Source organism: Saccharothrix espanaensis DSM 44229 (assembly GCF_000328705.1).
GTDB lineage: Bacteria > Actinomycetota > Actinomycetes > Mycobacteriales > Pseudonocardiaceae > Actinosynnema > Actinosynnema espanaense.
Map to the genome: position 1 here is coordinate 6,628,923 of NC_019673.1, position 24,178 is coordinate 6,653,100.

20 protein-coding genes are annotated in these 24,178 nt (G+C 73.8%); 13 read left to right on the forward strand and 7 right to left on the reverse strand.

The features are described from left to right. Positions 1–83 precede the first annotated feature (83 nt). Positions 84–1,193 (reverse strand): S1 family peptidase, encoded by a 1,110-nt coding sequence (locus BN6_RS28550; protein WP_015103302.1) that lies wholly within the window; start codon positions 1,191–1,193, stop codon positions 84–86. Between the two features lie 244 nt (positions 1,194–1,437). Between BN6_RS28550 and BN6_RS28555 the strand changes: the two genes are divergently transcribed. After that, positions 1,438–2,901 carry a family 2 encapsulin nanocompartment cargo protein terpene cyclase gene (locus tag BN6_RS28555; RefSeq protein ID WP_269454288.1) on the forward strand — a complete coding sequence of 488 codons (1,464 nt, stop codon included), beginning with the start codon at positions 1,438–1,440 and terminating at the stop codon, positions 2,899–2,901. Between the two features lie 362 nt (positions 2,902–3,263). Here the strand turns inward: BN6_RS28555 and BN6_RS28560 are convergent, their stop codons facing one another. Both BN6_RS28560 and BN6_RS28565 read right to left on the reverse strand, forming a co-directional pair. Then, positions 3,264–3,509, reverse strand: coding sequence for a hypothetical protein (locus BN6_RS28560; protein ID WP_041314383.1), 246 nt, complete (start codon positions 3,507–3,509; stop codon positions 3,264–3,266). 317 nt (positions 3,510–3,826) lie between these two features. Next, on the reverse strand, positions 3,827–5,266 hold the full coding sequence (locus BN6_RS28565; RefSeq protein ID WP_015103305.1) for a GMC family oxidoreductase: 1,440 nt from the start codon (positions 5,264–5,266) through the stop codon (positions 3,827–3,829). A gap of 231 nt (positions 5,267–5,497) precedes the next feature. Between BN6_RS28565 and BN6_RS28575 the strand changes: the two genes are divergently transcribed. Then, the gene (locus tag BN6_RS28575) at positions 5,498–6,922 is read left to right on the forward strand and encodes a WGR domain-containing protein (protein WP_015103306.1); all 1,425 of its coding nucleotides are present in this window, start codon (positions 5,498–5,500) and stop codon (positions 6,920–6,922) included. Positions 6,923–7,282: 360 nt separating this feature from the next. On the opposite strand, the gene BN6_RS28580 is transcribed toward BN6_RS28575, so the two are convergent. Then, a complete protein-coding gene (locus BN6_RS28580; protein WP_015103307.1) occupies positions 7,283–8,311 on the reverse strand; it encodes a hemolysin family protein in 1,029 nt (342 codons plus the stop codon). Next, on the reverse strand, positions 8,308–9,606 hold the full coding sequence (locus tag BN6_RS28585) for a hemolysin family protein (protein ID WP_015103308.1): 1,299 nt from the start codon (positions 9,604–9,606) through the stop codon (positions 8,308–8,310). The genes BN6_RS28580 and BN6_RS28585 overlap by 4 nt, the downstream gene beginning before the upstream one ends. Positions 9,607–9,714: 108 nt before the next feature. On the opposite strand from BN6_RS28585, the gene BN6_RS28590 reads away from it, so the two are divergent. The 10 genes from BN6_RS28590 (at position 9,715) to BN6_RS28635 (ending at position 19,973) form a co-directional block, all read left to right on the forward strand. Further along, positions 9,715–10,113 (forward strand): MerR family transcriptional regulator, encoded by a 399-nt coding sequence (locus BN6_RS28590; RefSeq protein ID WP_041314389.1) that lies wholly within the window; start codon positions 9,715–9,717, stop codon positions 10,111–10,113. A gap of 215 nt (positions 10,114–10,328) precedes the next feature. After that, a complete protein-coding gene (locus BN6_RS28595; protein WP_015103310.1) occupies positions 10,329–11,159 on the forward strand; it encodes a hypothetical protein in 831 nt (276 codons plus the stop codon). Further along, a complete protein-coding gene (locus BN6_RS28600; protein ID WP_015103311.1) occupies positions 11,156–12,100 on the forward strand; it encodes a polysaccharide deacetylase family protein in 945 nt (314 codons plus the stop codon). The genes BN6_RS28595 and BN6_RS28600 overlap by 4 nt, the downstream gene beginning before the upstream one ends. Beyond that, complete coding sequence (locus BN6_RS28605; RefSeq protein WP_015103312.1) at positions 12,097–13,275, forward strand: O-antigen ligase family protein; 1,179 nt, start codon at positions 12,097–12,099, stop codon at positions 13,273–13,275. The genes BN6_RS28600 and BN6_RS28605 overlap by 4 nt, the downstream gene beginning before the upstream one ends. Continuing rightward, positions 13,250–14,311 (forward strand): glycosyltransferase, encoded by a 1,062-nt coding sequence (locus BN6_RS28610; protein WP_063641964.1) that lies wholly within the window; start codon positions 13,250–13,252, stop codon positions 14,309–14,311. The genes BN6_RS28605 and BN6_RS28610 overlap by 26 nt, the downstream gene beginning before the upstream one ends. Next, complete coding sequence (locus BN6_RS28615; RefSeq protein ID WP_015103314.1) at positions 14,308–15,144, forward strand: YveK family protein; 837 nt, start codon at positions 14,308–14,310, stop codon at positions 15,142–15,144. Before BN6_RS28610 ends, BN6_RS28615 begins: the two co-directional genes overlap by 4 nt. Beyond that, the gene (locus BN6_RS28620; RefSeq protein WP_015103315.1) at positions 15,141–16,406 is read left to right on the forward strand and encodes a glycosyltransferase 87 family protein; all 1,266 of its coding nucleotides are present in this window, start codon (positions 15,141–15,143) and stop codon (positions 16,404–16,406) included. Before BN6_RS28615 ends, BN6_RS28620 begins: the two co-directional genes overlap by 4 nt. Then, positions 16,403–17,809: an oligosaccharide flippase family protein gene (locus tag BN6_RS28625; protein ID WP_015103316.1), complete on the forward strand. Its 1,407-nt coding sequence runs from the start codon at positions 16,403–16,405 to the stop codon at positions 17,807–17,809. The genes BN6_RS28620 and BN6_RS28625 overlap by 4 nt, the downstream gene beginning before the upstream one ends. Beyond that, positions 17,806–18,894: a glycosyltransferase gene (locus tag BN6_RS28630; RefSeq protein WP_015103317.1), complete on the forward strand. Its 1,089-nt coding sequence runs from the start codon at positions 17,806–17,808 to the stop codon at positions 18,892–18,894. The genes BN6_RS28625 and BN6_RS28630 overlap by 4 nt, the downstream gene beginning before the upstream one ends. Next, positions 18,891–19,973, forward strand: coding sequence for a glycosyltransferase family 4 protein (locus tag BN6_RS28635; RefSeq protein WP_015103318.1), 1,083 nt, complete (start codon positions 18,891–18,893; stop codon positions 19,971–19,973). The genes BN6_RS28630 and BN6_RS28635 overlap by 4 nt, the downstream gene beginning before the upstream one ends. Before the next feature lie 58 nt (positions 19,974–20,031). Here BN6_RS28635 and BN6_RS28640 read toward each other — a convergent pair whose 3' ends face one another. Beyond that, complete coding sequence (locus BN6_RS28640; RefSeq protein WP_231904772.1) at positions 20,032–21,564, reverse strand: putative glycoside hydrolase family 15 protein; 1,533 nt, start codon at positions 21,562–21,564, stop codon at positions 20,032–20,034. Continuing rightward, positions 21,546–22,940 (reverse strand): sugar transferase, encoded by a 1,395-nt coding sequence (locus tag BN6_RS28645; protein WP_148303062.1) that lies wholly within the window; start codon positions 22,938–22,940, stop codon positions 21,546–21,548. Before BN6_RS28645 ends, BN6_RS28640 begins: the two co-directional genes overlap by 19 nt. A gap of 395 nt (positions 22,941–23,335) precedes the next feature. Between BN6_RS28645 and BN6_RS28650 the strand changes: the two genes are divergently transcribed. Further along, on the forward strand, positions 23,336–24,136 hold the full coding sequence (locus tag BN6_RS28650) for a glycosyltransferase (RefSeq protein ID WP_015103321.1): 801 nt from the start codon (positions 23,336–23,338) through the stop codon (positions 24,134–24,136). The last annotated feature ends 42 nt before the right edge of the window (positions 24,137–24,178 follow it).

Genomic DNA, 24,178 nt, shown 5'->3' on the forward strand with positions numbered 1-24,178 from the left:
TAGCCGCCGGCCAAGCCCCGGACCACGCACGGAACGGGGTTGGCCCGGGGCATTCGGCCCAACTTCCGGCGGGGTCGCCGGACCTACGGCTCGGTCAGCACCGAAACGCCCTGGGTCTTCGCGATCAGGCTCCACTTCTCGGCGAAGAGGAGGGTGCCGGACCGCCCGACGTGGATCCCGTGGGCGACCACCGCGTTGCGCGCGGCGTTGTAGCTGAAGAACGGCGCCCCGGAATCGCCGTCCTGGGTCGCCGTGCCTTTGTCGTAGGTGACCAGGTCGCGCGTGCAGATCCCGGCGATGCACAATTGACCGGTGGTGTTGACGACCCGGTGGCCGCATTTCTCGAAAGTGGCGGCACCGCTGCGGCAGTAGTCGCTCCGACCGGCCACGGGGTCCGCCGCGCCGGCCACCCGGATCGTTTTCCCGGTGGCGTCGCCGACGTAGATCTGAGGCCCGTAGAAACCGGTCTGCAGGGTGCCGATGAGCGCCAGGTCGCGGCTCGGGTAGCTCCAGTTGTAGAACTCGCCGATGTAGGCACCGCTGCCGGTGTTGCGCGCCGGGCGGCCGATCGGCACCCCCGGCACGTACCCGCAGTGGCCCGCGGTGAGCAGGTAGCGGTTGCCCTCCGGGTCCTTCACGGCGAACCCGCTGGTGCACTTGCCGGACCCGACGGTGATCGCCGCGCCGCCCCGGAACGGGCGCGGGTCGTTCTGCCGCGATTCGCGCCCTCCGGTGCCGTACCGGTGTTCCACGGCGATCGACAGCCCGGCGGTGAGCGACCGGAGGGTTTCCGGCGGGGCGTCGGAGGTGATCACCATGACGTCGCGGGCGAGGTCGAACACCGAGCCGAACACGTGCGTGCCGTCCCGCCGCGCCTCCGCGCGGATCCGGCTGTCGACGGCGTCGATCTCCGCCCGGGTCGTGCGGCTGCGCTCCACGGTGGCGGTGACGCCGGCGACGGTGAAATCGGCGGCACTGCCTGGCCCGGTGGCCGGCAGAACCACCACGAAACCGCCCTTGTGCTCGTTCCGGTAAAAACCCAGGGCACCTTTCTCCGCGACCGCTTCCTGAATACGGTCGGCGGACCGGTCGATTTCCGGTGGGGTGCCGCCCGCGTGGGCCACCAGGCCACCGGGGAGCAGTACCGCGGCTGCGAGAACGCTCGTCAACGCAGCGCTACGACGGGTGAACACGTTGTTCCTCCATACGGTCGACCTGATTCCGCATTCGGGCGGGCGTCGGGTGCGAGGAAGTGCGATTCGGGCAGCGCGAAACGGGTCGCCCGCCGAACGAACGCCATGTTATCGGCCGGCGCGCTATACGTCGGCGATCGACTGGAAGTTGCTCCGAACGTCCCGTTTCGTGGGCCGGGCGTCGGAGCCGCCCCGCGCGAGTGCGGAACCACTCGTTCGTGCGGGCGGTGTCCCCGGCTGGCGGATGGCCGGCCGGGCGTTCGGACTGCCAGGCTCGTCCACTGTGACGGACACCGCCCCCGCCGCCCAGGCGACCGCGACCGCCGACTGGACCACGCCGACCGGGTTGGGCACGTCCGCCGCCCGCGTCGCGAACCAGTTCACCCGCTTCCGGCCGGAACCGCCGTCCGCTCCACCCGCCCCGGCACCCGCCCCGGCACCGAGGCAGGCACCGACGCCGGGCGCGTTCGTCCCCGCGACGATCCCGGGCATCACCGCGCCGCTGCCGACGACCGCGGCCCTGGCCGGCACCGCACCCACCGCGACCACCACCACGCCGGCCACCACCGCGCCGACCACCACCGCGTCCCCGGCGGCACCGCCCGGCAAGGGCGGGTTCGTGCCGGCGCGGATCCCGGGGATCACCGCGCCGCTGCCCGGCCTGCCCACGGCGCACGACGTGGCGACGCTGTCGGTCCCGCTGCCGGGCGTCGTGCACGACCCCGCCTACGCCGAACGCGAGTGGGGCGACGGCACGCACCCGCCGCTGTACGTCCCGGTCGTCGAGCGGCAGGACGAGGTGCTCACCACCGCGGTGGAGGACGGGCTCGTCGCGTGGGCCGCCGACTGCGGTTTCGTCGGCGAGGAGCTCGACATGCTGCGGGCCGCGGGCTTCGGCCGGTTGGCCGTGCTCACCCACACCGATTCGGACGACCCCCAGCACCTGCTGATCGCGGCCAAGCTGAACGCCGCCTGGTGGGCCGCCGACGACCTGTACGCCGACAGCAGCGAGCTGGGCGCGACGCCGACCGAGCTGCCGCCCCGGCTGGCGCTGGCCATGGCCGCCATGGACCCGCTGCCCGACGCCGGCGAGTTCACCGGGCCGCTGGACGAGGCGCTGGCCGCCGAGCCGGTGCTGGTGGCGCTGCGCACCGGGATCGACCACCTGGCCCGGTACGGCACGCCGGCGCAGGTGCAGCGGGTGAACTTCTCGACGTTCGCGATGTTCGTCAGCTGGAACGCCTACGCCGCGTGGCGGCACACCGGCGAGTACCCGCCGGCGTGGAAGTACCTGGCCACCCGCCAGCACGACACGTTCTCCACGTCGATGACGGTGATCGACCCGGTCGGCGGCTACGAGGTACCGGCGAACCTGTACTACGACCCGAGGGTCCGGCGGGCGGCGTTCCAGGCCGGCACGGCGTCGGTGCTGGTGAACGACCTGCTCTCGGTCGCCAAGGACGCGGCCGACGAGAACCCGGTGGTGAACATGGTGCTCCAGATCGCCGCGGACCGGCAGTGCCCGATCGCCGAGGCCACCGAGACGGTGGTGCACCTGCACAACCGGTTCGTCCGCGACTTCGAGGCCGGCCACCGCGAACTGCTCGCCGTCCCCTCCCCCGAGCTCCAGCGCTTCCTGCGCGGGCTGCGGTCGTGGATGGGCGGCGGCTTCGAGTGGCACAACACCAACCCGCGCTACCGGGTCTGAAACCCCGGCGGTCTACCGCGTGGCCATGCACGGCAACGCACTCTGACCGACTGACTGGACCCGACGTGTCAATACTCCCGTGGGGAGCAGGGTCCTCTCGTCGGTGCGCGGCGGTCACCTGGGGCTGATGGCGGAGGCCGACACTACGTGCAGGTGCAGCCGCGTCTGCACGCGACCTACGAACTGGAACACCGCGCCAGGTCCGCCGCCGAGCAGCGCCAGACCTCGACCGTGTCGCCGGACGAGCTCCACGCCGTTTCCGGCGGGTGGCTGCGCGACGAACACGGCCGGGGGCGCACCTGGCGGTCGATCAGTGCGGTGTTCGCCGAGTCCTATCAGGGCGAGGTGCCCAGGGCATCGGCTCACCTGCCGTCCACGGGGTACGGCTTGCCGGCCGCCTTCAGCGCGATGGCCTGCGCCAGCCGGCTCAGGTCGTCGGCCAGTTCCAGCTCGATCTCGGCCAGCTCCACGCCGTACCGGGTCCGCCCGGCCGGCGGGGAGTGGACGCTCTCCTCCATCAGTCTCACGACGTAGCGGCCCAGCCTGGTGTTGACGCTGGTGAGCCAGGTGTTGAACAGCAACTCGTCCTTGGTCACCGCACCGAGCACCGTCCCATCCGTTCCACGACCCGAGGGCGCGAAACCGGGCCCTCATGGCCAACGTAGGGACGACACCGCGTCGTCGGGTGCACATATCCGGTAACGATCGGCGAGTTGCACCCGGCGGCCGGGCCGTTTTTCGCGGTGTGGACGAATTTCCCGGTGTGGTGGGATTTTCGACGCGCGGTCGGCCGTTTCGCACAGTCACCGCCCGGCGCGACGTGCTTACCCGCAACGGGTGAGCGCCGAACCGGCGGTGGCCGTGAGTGGTCTGCACCACCGCCGGGAGGGCAGCGGTGACGGACGGCGGGGGACGTGGCCGTCCGTCACCGGGAGATCAGTTCGGCCGCCTTCTCCGCGATCATCGCGGTCGGGCTGTTGGTGTTGCCGGACACGATCGAGGGCATCACCGACGCGTCGGCGACCCGCAGGCCCTCGATGCCGCGCACCCGCAGCTCCGCGTCCACCACGCTGCCCATGGCGCACGTGCCGGACTGGTGGTGGTAGGTGGTCACGGACCGGCGCACGTAGTCGCGCAGCTCGCGGCGGCCGGGGTAGATCTCGTCCGCGCCCCACTCCTTGAGCGCCTGCTCGTGCCCGATCTCCTGGCACAGCAGGACGGCCTCGACCAGGGCGTCCACATCGGACTGCGCGGAGAGCACCCGCGGGTCGATCACCGGCGGGCCGTCGGCGGCGGACAGCGCGACCCGGCCGGCGCTCGCCGGCCGGACCAGGCCGGCCATCAGCGAGAACCCGTTGTCCGGGCCGGACATCCACTTCTCGTACAGCGGGGCGCTGAAGTGCAGCGGCTGGAGGTCCGGCGTGGCCAGACCGGGGCGGCTGCGCCAGAACAGGTGGGTCTGCGCGGGCGGGATGCCCGGCGTGTGCGTGATCGGCTTGGCGGCGCTGAAGATCGTCGGCACCAGCCAGTGGTCCTGGAGGTTCTCGCCGACGCCCGGCAGGTCCTCGACCACGTCGACGCCCAGCGCCCGCAGGTCGTCGGCGGGCCCGATGCCCGAGCGCAGCAGCACCAGCGGCGAGCCGAGCGCGCCCGCGCTGAGCACCACCTCGCCGGCGTGCGCGCGACGCACCCGGTCGTACTCGGTCCACTCCACGCCCACGCACCGGTCGCCCGACATCAGCAGCTTGCGCACGTGCGCGTTCGTGACGAGGGTGAACCTCGGGTCGTCGAGCACGGGCCGCAGGTAGGCGCGGGCGGTGGTGTGCCGCTCGCCGGCGGCGATGGTGAACTGCATCCGGCTGACACCGGTCTGCTCGCCGCTGTTGTAGTCCTCGTTGTAGGGCACGCCGGCCTGCTGCGCGGCAGCCAGGATCGACTCCTGGACGGGGTCGGCGGCGTAGTCTCGCAGGATGGTGAGCGGACCTTCCTCGATCCGGCGGAACACCGGTTCGACGTCGGCCCACGACCAGCCGGCGTTGCCGCGCGCGGCCCAGTCGTCGTAGTCGGCGGGGTTGCCCCGGACGTGGATCATCGCGTTGAGCGCGTGCGAACCGCCCAACACCCGACCCCTCGGCAGGTGCAGGGGGCGGTCCGCCGCGTCGCGCTGCGCGACCGTGCGCAGTCCCCAGTCCTGCGCGCTGTCCCACAGCTCGTGCATCCGCAACGGGTCGTGGATGGCGGGGTTGGTGTCCCGGTCGCCGGCCTCCAGGAGCAGCACCGTGCCCTCGGTCCGGTCCAGCAGCCTCCGCGCCAGCACACAGCCGGCCGTGCCCCCACCCACCACCACGAAGTCCGCGTCGACCATGGCCCCAGTCCAGCAAACCCGGCGCCGTTACTCCTTGAACCGGAGCGCACGGCCGTTGACCGGCTGCGCATCGACGGACGGACCGCCCGCACGGCTCCGGGCCACGGCGGCGCACAGCCCCGCGTCCGCCACCGCACCGGTGCCCGCGCCCGGGGCTGTGCCAGGCGTGATCCGGGATTGTCGGTGGTGGTCGATACCGTTGCCGCAGATCACGTCAAGAGGGGACGACGCATGACTGCCACGACCTACCTGGAGCTGTCCGAGACCGACGGTGGTGCGCACAAGTTCTACGAGGTGCGCGTCGACGACACCGAGGTCACCATCACGTTCGGGCGCATCGGGGAGCTGGGGCAGGTCCGGTCCGCGAGCTTCGCCGACCACGCCAAGGCGCTCAAGGCCGCCGAGAAGAAGATCGGCGAGAAGGTACGCAAGGGCTACGCGCCGGCCGTCAAGGGCGTGCGCGCGCGGCGGTCGGTGAGCCGGCGGCAGATCGTCAGCACCCGCTCCACCGCCCACCAGGCCCCGGTGCTGTGGCGGTTCGCGTCGGGGGCGCCGGCGTTCGGGATCTTCGTCGGCGAGGACCACGCCTGGGTCGGCAACGAGAACGGCGACGTCTACACCCTCACCCACGACGGCCGGGTCACCGGCCGGTTCGGGCTGCCGGACTCGGTCAAGTGCATCGTGGCCGACGACTTCTGGATCTACGCGGGCTGCGACGACGGCCAGGTGTACGACCTGGGCGCGAAGGTGCCGCGGGTGGCGTACGAGATCGCCGAGGACGTCGACATCTACTGGCTCGACATCCACGACGGCGTGCTGGGCGTGTCCGACCGCCAGGGCAAGGTGACGGTGGTCGACCACGAGGACGAGTTCCAGTGGTCGGTCCCCGCGTCGGGCGACAGCGCCTGGATGGTCCGCTGCTCGCCGGAGGGCGTCTTCCACGGCCACTCGCGCGGCGTCACCCACTACACCGGCCGCGGGCACCGCGCGTGGCACGCCGACACCGTCGGGGAGGTCCTGTTCGGCTGGCAGGAGCGCACCGACGTGTTCGCGGGCACCAGCAGGGGCCGGGTGCACCGGTTCGCCAAGGCGGACGGGCGGGAGACGGCCGTCTACCGGTGCGACGCGCCGGTGTTCTCGTGCGCGACCTCGCCCGGCGGCGAGTTCGTGTTCGCGGGCGACAACCAGTCCTCGGTGTACTGCTTCGCCGCCGACGGCACCCGGCTGTGGAAGCTCGCGACCGGCTGCGGCTCGGCGTTCTCCATGCAGTACCGCGACGAACGGCTCTACCTGGTGACCACGGACGGCTCACTGGCCTGCCTGGACGCCGGTCGCGAGGCCGTGCACGCCGCCGAACAGGGCCAACTCCCGCCCCGCCAGGACATCAAGGCCGGTGCCATCCAACGCGTGGAGGCCACCGCGGAGGTCGAGGTGGTCTCGCACGTGGAGCCCGGCGAGGGCGTCGTCGTGGAGTGCGTCCAGCAGGGCGGCCGGATCAGGGTGCACGTCGTCTCGGACGGCTACGACCGCACGTGGGGCGTGCAGTTCCCCAAGAACATCCGCGTACCGGGCGCCCGCTACCTGGTCTCCGAGGTCGTCACCTCGGCCGGCGGCTCGTTCTACCGCACGAGGGGGGAGATCAAGCGCCTCCGCTGACGACACCCACCGCGCCGCCCGGCGTCGGCCCGGCCCGGCGTCCGCGCGAGCGCGGCACCCGCCCGGCGTCGGCTCGGCCCAGCGCCCGCGAAGCCCGGGGTCGGCCCGGCCCAGCGCCCACGCAACCCGACGTCGGCTCTGCGTCGGCTCTGCCCGGCGCCCGCACAGCCCGGCGTCGGCCCGGCCCGGCTCGGCGTCGGCCCTGCGTCGGTGGTGCGGCCACCGGGCCGGGTTCGGCCGTGTGCTTGCCGGACCGCCGAGCGCGCACCGCGAGTCGAGGCGGTGCGCGTCGGGAGTCCGGAGCGGGTGCGTGGTGGAGCGGGCGTGGTGGAGCGGGTGCGGTGAGGCGTGGGCGGGGCGTCAGTCGGTCTCGTCCTCGAACTCGCCGATCAGCTCTTCGAGCAGGTCCTCCAGCGCCGCGATGCCCACGACGTCCGCGCCGTCCGCGACCAGCGCCAGTTGCGACCGGTTCGCGCGCATCTCGCTGACCGCGTCCGTCACCGACAGCGACGCCGGCAGGGTCAGCGGTTCGGTCATCAGGTCGCGCACCGGGCGGGGCTCGCCGATCGCGGTCGCCCGGACCACCTCGCGGATGTGCACCAGGCCGACGAACCGGCCGTCCTGGGCGCGGACCGGGAACCGGGAGCGGCCGGTCGCCCGGCTGTGCCGCTCCACGGCGTACGCGTCGGTGTCCTCGCGGACGGTGTCCACGTCGGACACCGGGATCATCACCTGCGCGAGCGACGTGCCGCGCAGCTGGAGCATCCGGATCAGCAGGCGCTGCTGGCCCTCCGGGATGAGGCCGTGCTCGGCGGACTGGCGCACCAGCATCCGGATGTCGTCCGGCTTGTCCGCCCGGGACAGCTCGTCCTGCGGCTGCACCTTCAGCAGCCGCAGCAGGGCGTTCGTGGTGTGGTTGAGCGAGGTCAGCACCCACCGCACCGACCGCGCGAACGCCCGGAACGGGATCGCCAGCAGCAGCGCCGACCGCTCGGGGTGCGCGATGGCCCACGACTTGGGCGCCATCTCGCCGACCACCATGTGCAGGAACACCACCAGCACCAGGCTGATCGTGAACGCCACCGCGTAGGACAGCTGGGTCGGCAGCCCCACCGCCAGGAACACCGGGTCGAGCAGGTCGGCGACGGCGGGCTTGGCCAGCGCGCCCAGGCCGAGCGTGCACAGCGTGATGCCGAGCTGCGCGCCGGCCAGCATGACCGACAGCTCGCGCACCCCGGCCACGGCCGCGCGCGCCGCCCGGCTGCCGTCCTCGGCCGCCTGCTCCAGGCGGTGCCGCTTGGCGGCGATCAGGGCGAACTCGCCGGCCACGAAGAAAGCGTTGGCCACCAACAGGACCAGTGACGCGAACAGCGCGAACCCGGTGCTCATCGGCCGTCCTCCGCGTGCAGCAGCACGGCGCTGGGCACGTGCCGCGACACCTCGGCCACCCGCAGCAGCACGCCGTCGAGCGCGAGTTCGTCACCGGCTCGCGCGGTGCGGCCCAGGCGGTGCAGCACGAGGCCGGAGACGGTGTCGTAGCTGTCGTCGGCGGGCAGTGCGATGCCGGTGGCGTCGGCGATCTCGTCGATCCGCGACCGACCGGGCACCGACCACCAGCCGTCGGGCCGGCGGAGCACGCCCGCCACGACGATGTCGTCCTCGTCGTGGATCTCGCCCACCAGCTCCTCGGCCAGGTCCTCCAGCGAGACGACGCCGGCGAAGCCGCCGAACTCGTCCACCACGCAGGCGAGCTGCCGGCGTTCGGAGCGCAGCCGCTCCAGCACGGCGGGCAGCCCCAGGGACGCGGGCACCACCAGGGCGGGCACGGCGATCCGCCGCACGGGCGTGCCGCGCCGCTGCTCCGGCGGCACGGTCAGCACCTCGGCCAGGCCGACCACGCCGACCAGGTCGTCGAGGTCGCGGCCCACCACGGGGAACCGGGAGTGGCCGGTGTCGAGCAGCTCGACCACGCGGGAGGTGGGCTCGTCCGCGCCGACCGTGCGGACCGCGACGCGCGGCGTCATCGCCTGGTCGGCGGTGAGGCCGCGGAAGTCCAGGCCGCGGTCGAGCAGGCGGGTCAGCTCGGGGTCCAGGTGGCCTTCCGCGCCGGCCGCGCCGATGATCTGCACCAGGTCCTCCGAGGTCGCGCCCTGCGGCAGCTCCTCGACCGGTTCGATGCCCACGGCGCGCAGCAGCCGGTTGGCGGAGGCGTCGAACAGGCGGATCACCGGGCCCGCCACCTTCAGGTAGACCGCGGTGGAGGGGGCCAGGAACTTCGCCAGCGCTTCGGGCTTGGCGATGGCCAGGTTCTTGGGCAGCAGCTCACCGAGCACCATCTGCACGACCGTGGCGAACACCAGGGCCAGGACCAGCGACAGCGACATCCGCGCCGGGTCCGGCAGGCCGGTGAAGCCGAGCAGGTCGGCCAGGCCGGTGCCGAGCAGCGGTTCGGCGATGTAGCCGACCAGCAGGGCGGTGACCGTGATGCCGAACTGGGCTCCGGAGAGCATGAAGGAGAGTTGTTTCGTCACGGCGTAGGCGCGGTCGGCGGCTTGGTCGCCGTTCTCGGCCATGTGCCGCAGCCGGCCGCGGTCGACGGCCATGAAGGCGAACTCCTGCGCCACGAAGTAACCGGTCGCGGCGGTGAGCGCGACGATGGCCAGCAGGCCGCCGAGGATCAGCACGGCACACCGCCGCGGGGTGGCCGGGGCTCGCCCGGCTCGCTACTGCAACCGTCGGAATCCGAGGGATCGGGCATGACATCGACACTAGCACGTGGCACTGTATGGTTTGTGAGCGAGTCCCTGATCAGAATCGGCGAGTTGGCGGCCCGAGCCGGCGTCAGCATCCGCACGGTGGACTATTACACCCAGTTGAGCCTGATCGCGCCCGCTCAGCGCACGGCGGGCAACTACCGCCTGTACCGGCTGGCCGATGTCGAGCGCATCCACCTGGTCCAACGCCTTGAGGTGCACGGCCTGCCGCTGGACGAGATCGCCGCCGCGCTGACCGGCGGGCAGACCGACGTGAGCGCCATCCTGACCCGCATCGACGAGGACCTCCAGGTGCTGCACACGGCGGCCGAGACCGCCTCGCCCGAACTCCAGGGCATCCTCGGCGCGATCGCCACCAGGGTGCACGCGCTGATCAACGTGGCGCTGCAGATCCCGCCGGACCTCCCGCTGCCCTGACCCACCCGGGCACTGACCGGAATGAGCCTCACCCGACCGCTGGACACCGCCGGGCCGCCGGTGCGGCCGTGCTCGCCCCTTCCGGTGACAGCGCGCTAAGGCGACCCGTTTTCCATCACTCGTCCGAGTAATTCGAATATCGCCCGATCGGGCAAGGAATGGCCGGGTCGTACGCTGCGGCCGTCGAAAAATTCCTTTTCCACGGGAGTTGTTGCGTGCCCGGATATCTCGCTCTCGCGGCCGCCACGGCGATGTACGCGCTGGGGATCGTCGCGCAGACCGTCGCCGCCCGCCGCGCCGCGCCGGGCCACGGCTTCGGACTGCTCGCCCGGCTGGTCTCCGACCGGCTGTACCTGCTCGGCTTCGCGGGCCAGGTGGGCGGCTTCGCGCTGGCCTTCTTCGCGCGCGCCGAGCTGCCGCTCTACCTGGTGCAGGCGGGCTCGTCGTGCGCGGTCGGCGTGGCGACCGTGTTCGGCGTGCTCGTGCTGGGCTGGCGGGTGCGCCCGGTCGAGGTCGTGGTGCTGGTGACGATGGCCGTGGGCCTGCTGCTGCTCGCCGCCGCGTCCGCCCCGTCGGTGGCCGAGGAGATCCCCACCGACACCGGCTTCCTGCTGCTCGGGGTGCCGCTGGTGGTGGTGTTCCTGGTGTCGCGCAAGGTGTCCGGCGTGGTGCCGATCGCGGTGGCGGCGGGCCTGGCCTACGCCGTGGTCGCGATCGCCAGCCGGTCGCTGGCCGACGAGCCGCTGGTCGACCTGCCGTTCTACCCGCTGCTGTGGCTGATGGTCGCGGCGGCGCTGGTCGGGCAGGCGTGCATGGCGGTCGCCCTCCAGCGCGGCGGGGCCACCTCGACCGTGGCCACCATGGACTCGGTCACCGTCGTGGTCACCTCCGCGGTCGGCGTGCTGGCGCTGGGCGACCGGATCGCGCCCGGCCGCGAGTGGTGGGTGGCGGCGGGCGTCGGCCTGGTCGTGCTCGGCGTGCTGACCCTGGGCTACGCGTCGCGCCCGGTGGCCGCGCCGCCCGCCGCGGAGCGGGAGACGGTGTGAACGTCGCCAGCGTCTCGCTCGACCTGGACAACCTCTGGGCATACCTGAAGACCCACGGCGACCCGGAGTGGGAGCGGATGCCGAGCTTCCTGCCGACCGCCACCCCGCGCCTGCTGGAGGTCTTCGCCGAGCACGGCCTGACCACCACGGTGTTCGTGGTCGGCGCGGACGCGGTGCGCGAGGACGGCGCCGCCGCCGTGGCCGCGATCAGCGCCGCCGGGCACGAGGTCGGCAACCACTCGTTCGGCCACGAGCCGTGGCTGCACCGGTACTCCCGCGCCGAGCTGGAAGCCGAGGTGGTGCGCACCGAGGACGCCCTGGTGGCGGCCGGCGCGCCCCGGCCGGTCGGGTTCCGGGGGCCGGGCTACAGCGTCACCCCCGACCTGCTCGACGTGCTCGCCGAGCGCGGCTACCGCTACGACGCGAGCACGCTGCCCACGTGGATCGGCCCGCTGGCCCGCTTCTACCACAACCGGTCCGCACCCTCCACAGAGGACAGCGCCGAGCTGTTCGGCGGCTTCGCCAAGGTGTTCGCGCCCAACCGCGCCTACCGCTGGGACACCGGGCTGGTGGAGCTGCCGGTGACCACCATGCCGCTGCTGCGGGTCCCCGTCCACGGGTCGTACCTGCTCCAGCTGCACCAGGTCTCCCCCGCCCTGGCGCGCGGCCACTTCCGCGCCGCGCTGCGGCTGTGCCGGCTGCTCGGCGTGTCGCCGTCGCTGCTGCTGCACCCCACCGACGTGCTGGGCGCGGCCGAAGCGCCCGGGATGGAGTTCTTCCCCGGCATGGCGGTGCCCGCCGCGCAGAAGGTCGGGCTGCTGGGCTGGGCGCTGGGCGCGCTGCGCCGGCACTTCGAGGTCGTGGGCACCGGGGAGCACGTGGCCCGGCTGGGCGCGGACCTGCCGGTCCGGGCCGCGCGGCGGCTGGAACGGTCCGGATGACCTGGCTGTTGCGCGTGCTCGCGTGCGCGACCGCGGCACTGGCCCCGCTGGAGGGCTACCTGCTCGAACTGCACGGCCAGTTGGCGAAGGCCGCGCCCCTGCTGCTCACCGCGGTGTGGCTGGCGCAGCGGGTGCGAGAGCGGCGGATGCCGCAGTCCCACCCGGTGCACGGGGTGCTGGCGCTGTTCGCGGTCGTGCTGCTGGCCTCCACCGCGTTGCACGCCGGCGGGCCGTACGCGGTGGACTACCTGCTGCGGTGGCTGCCGTTCCTGGTGATCACCGTCGTGCTGGTGGACGTCGCGGCCCGCGAGGTGCCGGTCCGGGCGCTGCTGGCCTCGATCGTCGGCGGCGCGGCGGTGGCCGCCGTGGGCGCGCTGCACAGCCTCGTCGCGGAGGGCGAGACCCGGGCGACCGGGCCGCTGGAGGACCCCAACGACCTGGCGTACTTCCTGGTCGCCGCGCTGCCGCTGCTCGTCGCGCTGATCGGCGGGCGGCGGTCGGCGGTGCGCTCGGCCGGGCTGGCGGCCACCGCGCTGGTGCTGGTCGCCGGTGCGGCGGCGACGTTCTCGCGGGGCGGCGGGCTGGCGCTGACCGCCGCGCTGGGCTGGCTGGTGGCCCGCCGGGCGCTGCCGCTGCGCGCGGTCGCGGGCGGGGCCGCCGCGCTGGCCGGGGTCGGCCTGGGCGTGCTGCTGCTGGCCGGGCCGACGCTGGACCGGGCGTTGCAGGAGAAGAGCTACATCGCGGGGACCAACGTGGACACCCGGGAGCTGCGCTGGCAGGCGGCGGCCCGGATGCTGACCGAGCACCCGGTGCTCGGGGTCGGGCCGGGCGGGTTCCGCGGCGGGTACGCGGCCGCGTCGCACAACGCCGAGGTCGACGAGCAGACCCCGGTGGCGCACAACATGTACCTGGAGGTGGCCGCCGAGCTCGGGCTGCCCGGCTTCGGGCTGTTCGCCGGGCTGCTGGCGGTCGCGGCGGTGTCCTCGGAACGGGTCCTGCGCGCCGGTGCCCGCCGGCCGATGGCCGCCGCCCAGGCGTCGCTGATCGCCGTGGTCGTCGCCTCGACCTTCCTGTCCCAGCAGTACTACCTGCCGTTGTGGTCGCTGGTGGCGGTGGTCGCCGCGGCCGATCTGCGTCGAAGGGAAACCGATGCGCGTGCTCCACGTGATCAGTGAGATGGGCACCGGCGGGGCGGAGGCCCTGGTCGCCGGGATGGCCCGGACCGGCCGCGAGTTCGGCTGGCAGACCGCGGTGGCCAGCGGCGGCGGGCACCGCGCGGAGGCGTTGCGCGGGCACGGCGTGCCGACGTTCACCGTGCCGGTCGCGCGCCGCAAGGCCGCCGGCGTGCTGCGCGCGACCACCGCGACCAGGGCCGCGATCAAGGACTTCAAGCCCGAGGTCGTGCTGGCCCACAACGTGTCCGCGAGCATGGTGGCCCGGCTGGCCCTGCTGCCCCGCAAGGTCCCGCTGCTGACCGTGTTCCACGGCGTCGCCGACACCGACTACGGCGGCGCGGCGCGGATCCTGCGGCGGACGTCGGGCGTGGTGGTGACGGTGGCCGAGGCGACCGCGACCCGGCTGCGCGACGCCGGCCTGCGCCCGGACCCGCTGGTGATCCCGAACGCGGTGTTCCCGCAGGAGCCCCGGGTCGACCGGGCGACCGTGCGGGCCGCGATGGGCGTGCGGCAGGACGTGCCGGTGGCGCTGTGCCTGGCCCGGATGGAGCCGCAGAAGCGGCACGACGTGCTGCTGGCCGCGTGGGCGCGGCTCGGCGGCGAGGCGGAGCTGTGGCTGGCCGGCGACGGCTCGCTGCGGCCCGCGCTGGAGCGCACCGCCGCCGGGATGACCGGGGTGCGGTTCCTGGGCAACCGGCCGGACGTGCCGGACCTGCTCGCGGCGGCCGACGTGACCGTGCTGACCAGCGACTGGGAGGGCATGCCGATCGCGGTGCTGGAGTCGCTGGCCGCCGGCTGCCCGGTGGTGGCCACCGACGTCGACGGCGTGGGCCAGGCGCTCGCGGGCGGCGGCGGGCTGGTCGTGCCGCCACGCGACCCCGGGGCGACCGCCGAGGCGTTGCGCGGCCTGCTGTTCGACGACGCGCGGCGCGCCGCGGTGGGTGCGGCCGGCCGAGCCGCCGTCACCGCCGCGCACGACCCGCGCGCCCTCATGAAGTCCTACGACGAGTTGTTGCGGAATTGGGGAAATCGATGACGAAGACCAGGCTCTTCGGCGAAGGCGTCCTGGTGGCGCTGGCGGTGGGCGCGCTCGTGCTGCTCGCCACCATGTTCAAGAGCGAGGAGTACCAGGCCCGGGTGGGCTTGCTGGCGGGGCCGGCGAGCGCCGAGGCACCGCAGTACGGCGAGGTCACCGCGCTGGTGATGCCCGCGCTGGTGGAACTCGCGCGCAGCCCGTCCGTGGTGGGCGCGGTCGGCACGAACGCCGAGCGGGTCTCGGTCGAGCTGGTGCCCGCCTCCGGGCTCGCGCGGCTGTCGGTGCGCGCCTCGACGGCCGAGCGGGCCAAGCGCGAGGCCACCGCCCTGGCCGACCTGGTGATCAAGGCCAACCTGCTGGCCCCGGCCGGGAAGCTGCGGGTGCTCGACGTGCCCGAGGTGGTGCGGGTCTCGCCGGACTGGCCGCTGTCGATCGGGTTGGCGCTGGCGGCGGGCGTCGCGGCCGGGATCGCCACGATGGTCGTGCGGCACCTGCGCCGGACCCGGGCCACCGACGGCGTGCGCGCCGCGCTGGCGTCGGCCGGGGTGCGCAACTCGGTGCCGGTGCTGCCGGACGACGACCCGGAGCTGCTGGAGAAGCTGACCGCGCTGCTGATGGCCACCGCCCGGCCGGCCCGAGTCATCGCGACCGACCCGCAGCTCGTCGAGCGCTCCGAGGACATCTCCGACGACCTGCCGGACAAGGTCTTCGAACCGGCCGAGGGCACCGCGCTGATCGCCGTCGCGCCGCGCGGCCGGCAGCAGGACGCGCTGGCCGGCGTGGTCGGGGCGCTGCCCGCGGGCACGTCGGTGGTCGCGGTGGTGTTGGTGTGAAACGCGAGCTGGAACGGGGCCTGGACCGGCGGGTGCCGGTCGCGGTTTTGGTCACGGCGCTCGGGCTGCTCGCCGCCTGGCGGGGGTTGCGGCCGGCGTGGGAGGTGTCCGCACCGACCTGGGCCAACCGCGCCGAGGAGCGGATGCAGGACTTCCGGGACGCGCTGTACTACCCGATCCGCGAGTTCCTGGCGGGCGGCAACCCGTACGACCCGGCGGCGATGTTCGCGCACTGGCCGGTCCGGCAGAACTTCAACCTCTACCAGCCCTACCACCTCGTGCTGCACCTGCCGTTCGCGCTGCCCGAGTACCGGGTGGGCGCGGTGGCGTTCGCGGCGTTCCTGTTGCTGCTGCTGGTCTTCCTCGCGGTGCTGACGGCCGGGCACGTGCGCGCGCCGCTGGTGCTCGGCACCGCCGTGGTCGCCACGCTGCTGGTGTTCAGCCAGGTCGGCCGGGCCCAGCTGTACGTGGGGCAGGTGAACCCGCTGATCGCGGTCGGCGCGGCGGGCGCGCTGCTGGCCCGCGACCGGTATCCCCGGCTGGCGATGCTGGCGCTGGCGCTGGCGTGGTTGAAGCCCCAGTTCGGGTTGCCTCTGGCGGTGCTGCTGTTCGCCCGCGGGTCGCGGAAGGTCGCGTGGGGCGGCACCGGGCTCGCGGCGCTCGCCAGCCTGGTCGTGGTGGTGCCGCTGGTGGTCGGCGGCGGCGGGGTCGGCGCGTTCCTCGACGTGATCGGGCGCAACCTGGAGCACGCGAGCGCCACGGCCTACGGCGCGGTGGACTCCCTCACCGCCCAACGGGTCGACGTGGCGGCGGTGTTCTACCGGGTCACCGGGTGGCTGCCGCCGGGCGCGGAACTCCTCGCGCTGGTCGGGGTGATGGCGGCGAGCACCGTCCTGGCGCGCCGGCTCGACCGGACCGGCGACGCGACGAACGTCGCCGTCGCCGACCTGGTGACGTGCCTGGCCGTGGTGGTCGCGGTGGTGCACCAGCCCGGTGACGTGCTGATCGCCGTGCCGGCGCTGGCGCTCGTCGCGGTGCTGTGGTGGCGCGATCGCGCGCCGCTGCTCGGGGTCGCGGTGGTCGCGCTGCTGGTTCCCTTCGCGCACTTGCACTTCGTGGACACGGCGGTGCGCTCGCTGATGGGCGAGCGGGCGGCCGTGACGCTGGACGGGGTCGCGATCGTGGTCGCCTGGGTGGCGTTGATCGCGTTCGCGCGGCGGCGGGCCCCCTTGGGGCGGACGCGGCCCGCCGTGCAGACGTGACGGGCGCGGTTCGCGGTTCGCTGTGGCTGTTCCTGGTCAACCTGGTCGGCAAGGGCGGCCAGATGGCCGTCACGCTGGTGCTGGCGGCGTTGCTCACCGAGGAGGGGCTGGGGCTGGTCGCGCTGACCGTGTCGCTGGTGAACATCGGCCAGGTCGTCCAGTCGATGGGCGTCTACGACGTGATCAGCCGGACCGGCCGGGACCCGCGCCGGATGGCGGGCACGCTGCTCGTGCTCAGCGTCGGCACGGGCGCGGCGCTGGCGCTGGCGCTGGTCGCGGCGGCGGACCCGATCGCGGCGGCGCTGGACGCCCCGGCGGTCGCGCCGCTGATCCGGCTGGCCGCGCTGAGCCTGCCGTTCAGCGCGGCGGCGGGCGTGCAGCTGGGCCTGATGCACCGGGACCTGGACTTCCGCCGGCGGCTGCTGCCCGACGCGGGCGGTGCCGTGCTGGGCGCGGCGACGACGATCGTCCTGGCCGTGCAGGGGTTCGGGCCGTACGCGCTGGTGTACGGGCTGCTGTGCACGGCCGTCGCGCAGCCCGTTCTCGGCGCGGTCGCGGGCGTGTGGGTGCGCCCCGCGTGGGACGTGGACGCCGCCGTCGAGGCCGTGCGGTGGATCGCCGTCGTGGGGCCGGGCGCGCTGGTGGCCGTGCTGCTGGTCAACGTCGACTACCTGGCGATCGGCCGGGAGCTGGGCACCGAGGCGGTCGGCGTCTACTCGCTGGCCTACCGGCTCGCCTGGGTGCCCTACATCATGGTCGCGGTCGTGCTCGGCGGCGTGGTCTTCCCGTTGTGCGCCAAGCTGATCCGCACTGGGCGGCGGGACGAGCTGCCGCAGGCCGCCGGTCGCTTCACGCACGCCGTGCTGGTGGTGACCGGCGGCCTGTACGCGGTGACGGCGGCGCTGGCCGACCGGGTCGTGCTGTTCGGCGACCGCTGGGCACCGGCCGCGCTGCCGCTGGTCCTGCTGTGCGGCTACGGGCTCGGGTTCGGCCTGCTGCACCTGTGGTACCAGGTGATCCGGGCCGCCGGGCACGCCCGCCGGTACCTGGCGCTGGAGCTGGCCCACCTGGTGGCGCTGGTGGTCGGGCTCGCGCTGTGCACCCGGTACGGGGTGGTCGCGGTCGCCGCGACCCAGCTCGTGGTGGTCTGGGCGATGGTCCCGCTGGCGTGGATCGTGCTGGCGCGCAACGGGATCGCGCCGCCGGGCCTGACCCGGATGGTGGCCGCGGTCGGCGCGGGCGTGGGGTGCTGCCTGGCCGCGGGGTGGGTGTTCGGTGATCTGTTCGGGCCGTCGCTGCCGGGTGCGCTCGGCGAGGCGGCGGTGCTGGTGCTCGGCTACACGGCGGCGGCGTTGCCCGCCAACCGCCGCACGGTTCGTGAACTGCGTGAGGTGCGCCGATGAAGATCGTCCACGTGACCCAGCCGGTCGAGGCGGGGGTCGCGGCGGTGGTGTTGGAACTCGCCGTCGCACAGCGGGAGACGGGCTGGGAGGTGGACGTGGTGTGCCCGCCCGGGTGGTTGGCCGACCGGCTTCGGGACGTGCGGATCCCCGTGCACGACTGGCCCGCCGGCCGCTCCCCCGGCCCCGGCACGGTGTCCGAGACCGCGCGGCTGCGCCGGATCCTGGCCGTGCTCGACCCGGACGCGGTGCACCTGCACAGCTCCAAGGCGGGGCTGGCCGGCCGGCTCGCGGTGCGTGGCACCCGGCCGACGATCTTCCAGCCGCACCTGTGGTCGTTCCAGACCGCGCGCGGCCTGCTGCGGCGCGCCTGCGCGGCGTGGGAGCGGTACGCGGCCCGGTGGACCGACCAGCTGGTGTGCGTGAGCGACGACGAGCTGACCGCCGGGCGCGACCTGGGCGTCGACACGGCGGCCGAGGTGGTGTGCAACGGCGTGGACACCACCGTGCTGCGGCCGCGCAGCCGGGTCGCCGCCCGGATGCGGCTTGGCCTGCCGGACCTGCCGACCGCCGTGTGCGTCGGGCGGATCGCCCCGCTCAAGGGCCAGGACCAGTTGCTCAAGGCGTGGCCGGCGGTGCTGGAGCGGGTGCCCGACGCGCGGCTCGTGCTGGTCGGCGACGGGCCGATGCGCGACCGGTGGCAGGCGTCGGGCGACCACCCGTCGGTGCGGTGGTGGGGGCACGACACGGCGGTCGCCGACTTCTACACCGCCGCCGACGTGGTCGTGCTGCCGTCCCGGGCCGAGGGCATGGCGCTGGTGCCGCTGGAGGCCATGGCCAGCGGGCGGACCGTGGTGGCCTTCGACGTCGGCGGCGTGCGGCAGAGCGTGGGCGAGGCGGGCGCGGTCGTGCCGGCCGGTGACGTGCCCGCGCTGGCCGAGGCCGTCGCGGCGCGGCTGGCCGACCCGGTGCTGGCCGCCGACGAGGGCCTGACCGGGCGGCGGCGGGCCGAGGTGCTGTTCGACTCGGCGCGGGTGAGCGACCAGATCGCCACCCTGGTGGAGAAGCTCGTGGGGGGGAACCGGTGAAGGTCGCCTACCTGCTGACGCAGGACCGGGGTGGTCCGGTGGACGTGACGGTGCGGCTGGCGGCGACGCTGGCCGCGTCCGGCGAGGCCGAGGTCCGGGTGTTCGGGCCGCTGCCCGCCCGGGGCGCGGAGCTGGTCGCGGACCTCCACGAGCTGGTCTCGGTGTCCAGCAAGGGGGACCTGAGGGCCGGGCGGCAGGCGCGCGAGGCGCTGCGCGACTGGCAGCCGGACGTCGTGCACGCCCAGGACCGGCGCGCCGGTCTCGTCAGCGCCGGGTTGCGGTTGCGGCACAAGGTCGTGCAGACCTACCACGGGCTGCCCGACGACGTGAGCGAGGCGTGGTCGCGCGGCACGCCCGGCGCGGCCGGTCCGTCGAAGTACACCCGGACCGTGCTGGCCGCCGACGCCGGGGTGGCGCGGTTCGTCCACCGGACGGTCGTGCCGGCCACGTCGATGGGCGAGTTCCTGCACCGGCGGCTCCGCGTGCCCGCGCGCCGGGTGGTGCACATCGACAACTGCGTGGAGATCCCCGAGGCCGCCCCGCCGAGCGGGCCGGTGCGACGGCTGGTGTTCGTCGGGCTCCTGGTGGAGCGCAAGGGTTTCCCGGTGCTGCTCGACGCGCTGGCCGGGGTGATGCCGGACGACGCGACGCTGACCGTGATCGGCGACGGGCCGCTGCGGGTCGCCGCCGAACAGCGGGCGCGGCAGCTGCTGCCCGGTCGGGTGACCTTCCTCGGGTTCCGGCCGGACGTGGCGCACCAGCTGCGGCTGCACGACGCGCTGGTGCTGCCGTCGTTGCTGGAGCAGCAGCCGCTCGTGGTGGCCGAGGCGATGGCGGCGGGCAAGCCCGTGGTGGCCACCGACACCGGCGGGGTCGCGGAGATGCTGGTGGACGAGGCGGTCCTGGCCGCGCCCGGAGACGTCGAGGGGCTGGCGGTGTGCCTGAAGGCCCTGTTCGCCGAACCCGACCCCGGCCGGCTCGGGCGGGCGGCGGCGCGACGGGCCCGGGAGCGGTTCGCGCCCGAGGTGTGCGCCCGCCGCCACCTGGCCCTCTACCGGGACCTGCTGGCCGGCGGCTGAGCCGGCCGCCGCCGGCCACCGGTCCGGGCTGCGGAGCGGTGGCCGGGGAGCGCCGGCGTCAGAGCGCGGGGGCGGGCTTCGGCGTCGGGGGCGTCGGCGTGCCGGACGTGGCCGTTGGCGTGGGCTGGGTCGTCGTCACGGGCTGGGTGGCGGTGGTCGGTGTCGGCGTGGTCGCCGGTGTGGTGGGCTTGGTGGTCGTCGTGGGCTTCGGGGCCGTCGTGGTCGGCTTCGGCGTGGTGGCCGGTGACGTGGTGGCCGGGGTCTCCGGCTTCACCAGCACCAGCGCGTCGGTCGCGGCCAGTTCGGCCGGCGTGGAGACCGGCGCGCCGTCGACGGTGACCAGGCCGGGCGGCGGGTTCACCTGGACCGGCTTGCCGGTCGGGTTGACCGCCACCCAGCCGTTGGTGAACCCGCGCGTCCACGCGCCGGCGGGCAGCCGGTTCGCGCTCTCGACCGCCTCGCCCAGCTCCGCGTCCTGGTACGGCGACCAGTCCGGGTCCTGGTAGTCGGCCGTCGACGCGCCGTGCCAGCAGGTGTACGGCCCGGCCAGCAGCGCCGCGGTCGCGTAGCCCACCCGCTCCTCGCGGTGGCCCTGGGTCTTGGTGACCAGCAGCAGCCACGACTCGCCGAGCGCGGCCTGGGCGCGCAGCTCCTTGAACTCGTTGCCCTCGAAGGTGACCAGCTCGCCGTCGGCGCCACTGCCGCGCAGGCCGAAGTTCTCCTCCATCGCGCCGTCGAAGCGCGAGTGCGCCGACCAGCGGCCCGGCGTGAGCTGGGACTCCGACACGTTGGGGATCAGCATCTTGCCCGCCTTGTGCAGCGCGCCGCCCGCGACCTCCAGGAACCTGTCCATGCCGTCCCGGATCCGCCGGTCGGTGGCGGCGTTGTCCGAGGTGCCCTTCAGCACGGCCTTCGAGTAGTACTTCAGCGAGCTGAAGTCGTTGTCCGCCAGCACCCCGTCCCAGCCCTCGCGGACCACCTCGGCGGTCACCGCGTCGGCCCACGCCCGCTGGTACTTCTCGTCCCACACCGCCATCTGCCAGTGCTGCGGGTACCCGCCCCACTCGATCCGCTTGTCGGCGGTGTCCACGGCGAACCACTCGGGGTTGCGCTGCTGCGCCTCGACGTACCCGACCCCGCTGGGCAGCAGCGGGGCGTCCTGGTTGCCGATCACCGCGCCGGGGTAGTTGCGGGTGCTGGAGAAGTCCTTGTACACCAGCACCTTGATCTTCGGGTTGAGCTTGTGCAGCCGGTGCATCGCAGCGGTCTCGGTCGCGTTGAGCACCACCAGGTCGTAGTGCTGGGCGGCGAACTTGAGGTCCGGGTAGGTCGGCGGCTCGCCGATGCCGTACCACCACGCGCACGGCGCGCTGGGCCTGGGCGGCGGGCCCAGCGGGTCGGCGCCGGGCACCCCGGTGCCCCGCTCCGGGTGCCGCGCCGCCGGGTCCGCCGCGAGCGGGGTGGCTGTTGTCGTCCCGTGCTCCCCGGCCGAGCTCGGCAGCACGGCCAGGGCCCCCAGGAGCGCCGTGACGACGCTCGCGCCGGCCAGCACCCGCCGGGTGCGGTCCCGGCTCAGCGGTTCCTTCGACACAACAGCTCACCCACTGTCAGCAACAGGATTCTCGCGTCCAGCCACAACGACCAATTGGCGATGTAGTAGTTGTCGTAGCGGGACCGGTCGACTATCGAGGTGTCCCCTCTCAAACCGTGCACCTGGGCGAGTCCGGTCAATCCGGTCGGCACCCGGTGGCGCGCCCAGTATAGGTCGTGCACCGCCGAGAACTCGCGCACGAAACCGGGCCTTTCCGGTCGCGGACCGACAATCGACATGTCACCCTTGAGGATGTTCCACAACTGCGGGAGCTCGTCCAACGAGGACCGCCGGAGGAATCGCCCGACCGGGCCCACCCGCCGGTCCCCGACCACCGACCACCGGCTCTGCGAATCGTCCTGGTCGGTGATCCGGACGCTGCGCAGCTTGTAGAGCACGAAGGTGCGGTCGTCCATCCCGACCCGGACCTGGCGGAAGATCACCGGCCGGCCGCTCTCCAGCAGGACGGCCAGCGCGCACACCGCGATCACCGGCGCGAGCGCGACCAGCGCGACCCCGGCCAGCACCACGTCCACCGCGCGCTTGACCCACCAGCTCGGCCGGGAGGTCGGCGCGGTGCTCAGCCGCGTCAGCGGGTAGCTGCGCAGCCGCTCCACGTCCGGGCCGTCCTGGTAGAGCTCGTACATCCGGGGCACGACGAAGATCGCGCAGCCCAGCCGGTGGGCCGTGATGGCGGCGTTGACCAGCGGCGAGTCGGCCGCGCGGGAGAACGCCAGCACGACGCTGCCGGCGCCGACCCGGGTGATGGCCTCGGCCAGGTTCGCCTCCAGCATCGGCACCGGCAGCACCTTCGGGTCCAGCGCCGGCGCGGGGTCGACGAAGCCGACCGGGCGCAGCCCGTACTCGGGGTGCTGGAGCATCGAGGTGGCCAGCGTCGCCCCGACCTTGCCCGCGCCGACCACGATGGTCCGGTCGCACCGGTTGAACCGGCGGCGGGCCCAGCGGCCGAAAGCGAACACGAACAGGCGACCAGGTTCACTCCATGCAGTGAACTTCAAAATCGCCCACTGCACGTCGGAGGTCGTTTCCGGCGCCGTGCCGAAGACCAGGGTCACGCCGGTGACCAGTGCGAACGCCGTGGCGGTCGCGATCACCGAGCGGGGCAGGTCGTGCAGCCAGGACAGCCACAGCCGCCGCCGGTAGAGCCGGCGGGTCGCGCGCACCCCCAGCAGCACCGCGGCGACCGCACCCGCCCAGACCGGTGACAGCGCCGCGGCGACCACCCCGATCGCCACCACGTCGACCACGACCAGCAGCACCGCGACCGCGTTGACCCGGCCGAACAGGTCCCGCCGGGGCTCGACCGGGGTCCCCGGCGGCAGCGGCGCGGTAGCCGTCGCACTCGCCCGGTTCACGACGAGCCGCCCTTCCGGACGACGACCGGAGCACGTCTCCCCCGGCACCGCAGCGCCAACTCCAGGCCACACCACATTCCGACGACGTCCTTTCCGCCGGCCGGTCCCGCCGGGGCGGTGTCCGGCACCCCTGCCGGACCGCCACAAACGTAAACCGCCCGAGTTCACTCGAACGAGCACTTTGACTACTCACTGCATAAAAGATCGAGAGAGACGGCTTCGCGTCACTCTTTCGAGAGACAAAGTCCTCCAATCCGGCGACAAAGGTAGCGGCTACTGCGTGTTCCCGTTACCAACGCGGGTGCGCGAAACACGGGGTGGGCGGAACCCGGGTGGAGTTCCCAGGCGAATAATTCTGGCCCGCTAACCCGCAACGATGGAAATGGGGTCGACTAGTGGCCGTCGACGAACGTGGGGCGCGCACCGCGCCGGGCTCGATCCTCACCCGCGGCCGGGCGCACGTCGTGCTGCCCGCGTACAACGAGGCAGCCTCGCTGCCGCCGCTGCTGCGCCGCCTCGCCGAGGTGGCGCGGACCGAGGAGGTCACGGCCTGGGTGGTGGACGACGGCTCCTCCGACGGCACCGCCGAGGCGGCCGGGCAGGTCGCCGGGCTGGACGTCCGGGTCGTGCGGCACCCGGTGAACCTCGGGCTCGGCCAGGCCGTGCAGACCGGCCTGCGCTCGGTGCTGGAGGTCGCCGACCGCGACGACCTGGTGGTGGTGATGGACGCCGACGACACGCACGACCCGGCGCTGATCACCGCGCTGCGCGGCGAGATCGCGGCGGGCTCGGACGTGGTGATCTGCTCCCGGTTCGTGGCCGGCGGCGACGACGCCACCGCGCCCGCGTTCCGCCGGCTGCTCTCGCGCGGCGCGGCGGTGCTGTTCCGCCGGATGCTCCGGGTGGACGGCGTGCGCGACTTCACCAGCGGCTTCCGCGCCTACCGGGTCAGCGTGCTGGACCGGGCCACGAGCCACTGGGGCGAACGGCTGGTGGAGGAGCGCGGGTTCGCGTGCATGGTGGAGCTGCTGCTCAAGCTGCGCCACTGCCGCCCGGTGATCACCGAGGTGCCGCTGCACCTGCACTACGACCGCAAGCAGGGCCCGAGCAAGCTGCGCCTCTGGAAGACCATGGCGCAGTACGTGAAGCTGCTGGCCCGCGACCGCCTCGCCCCCGCCCCGTACCGGCCGCTCTGACCCTCGGGGACGCGACGACGCCCGCCGGAGCCGCCTGGCCCC

Coding starts and splice junctions, on each gene's coding strand:
- BN6_RS28580 (WP_015103307.1), bottom strand. CDS start 8,311: ATGAGCACCGGGTTCGCGCTGTTCGCGTCACTGGTCCTGTTGGTGGCC.
- BN6_RS28615 (WP_015103314.1), top strand. CDS start 14,308: ATGACGAAGACCAGGCTCTTCGGCGAAGGCGTCCTGGTGGCGCTGGCG.
- BN6_RS28610 (WP_063641964.1), top strand. CDS start 13,250: ATGCGCGTGCTCCACGTGATCAGTGAGATGGGCACCGGCGGGGCGGAG.
- BN6_RS28575 (WP_015103306.1), top strand. CDS start 5,498: ATGACTGCCACGACCTACCTGGAGCTGTCCGAGACCGACGGTGGTGCG.
- BN6_RS28565 (WP_015103305.1), bottom strand. CDS start 5,266: ATGGTCGACGCGGACTTCGTGGTGGTGGGTGGGGGCACGGCCGGCTGT.
- BN6_RS28630 (WP_015103317.1), top strand. CDS start 17,806: ATGAAGATCGTCCACGTGACCCAGCCGGTCGAGGCGGGGGTCGCGGCG.
- BN6_RS28605 (WP_015103312.1), top strand. CDS start 12,097: ATGACCTGGCTGTTGCGCGTGCTCGCGTGCGCGACCGCGGCACTGGCC.
- BN6_RS28555 (WP_269454288.1), top strand. CDS start 1,438: ATGGCCGGCCGGGCGTTCGGACTGCCAGGCTCGTCCACTGTGACGGAC.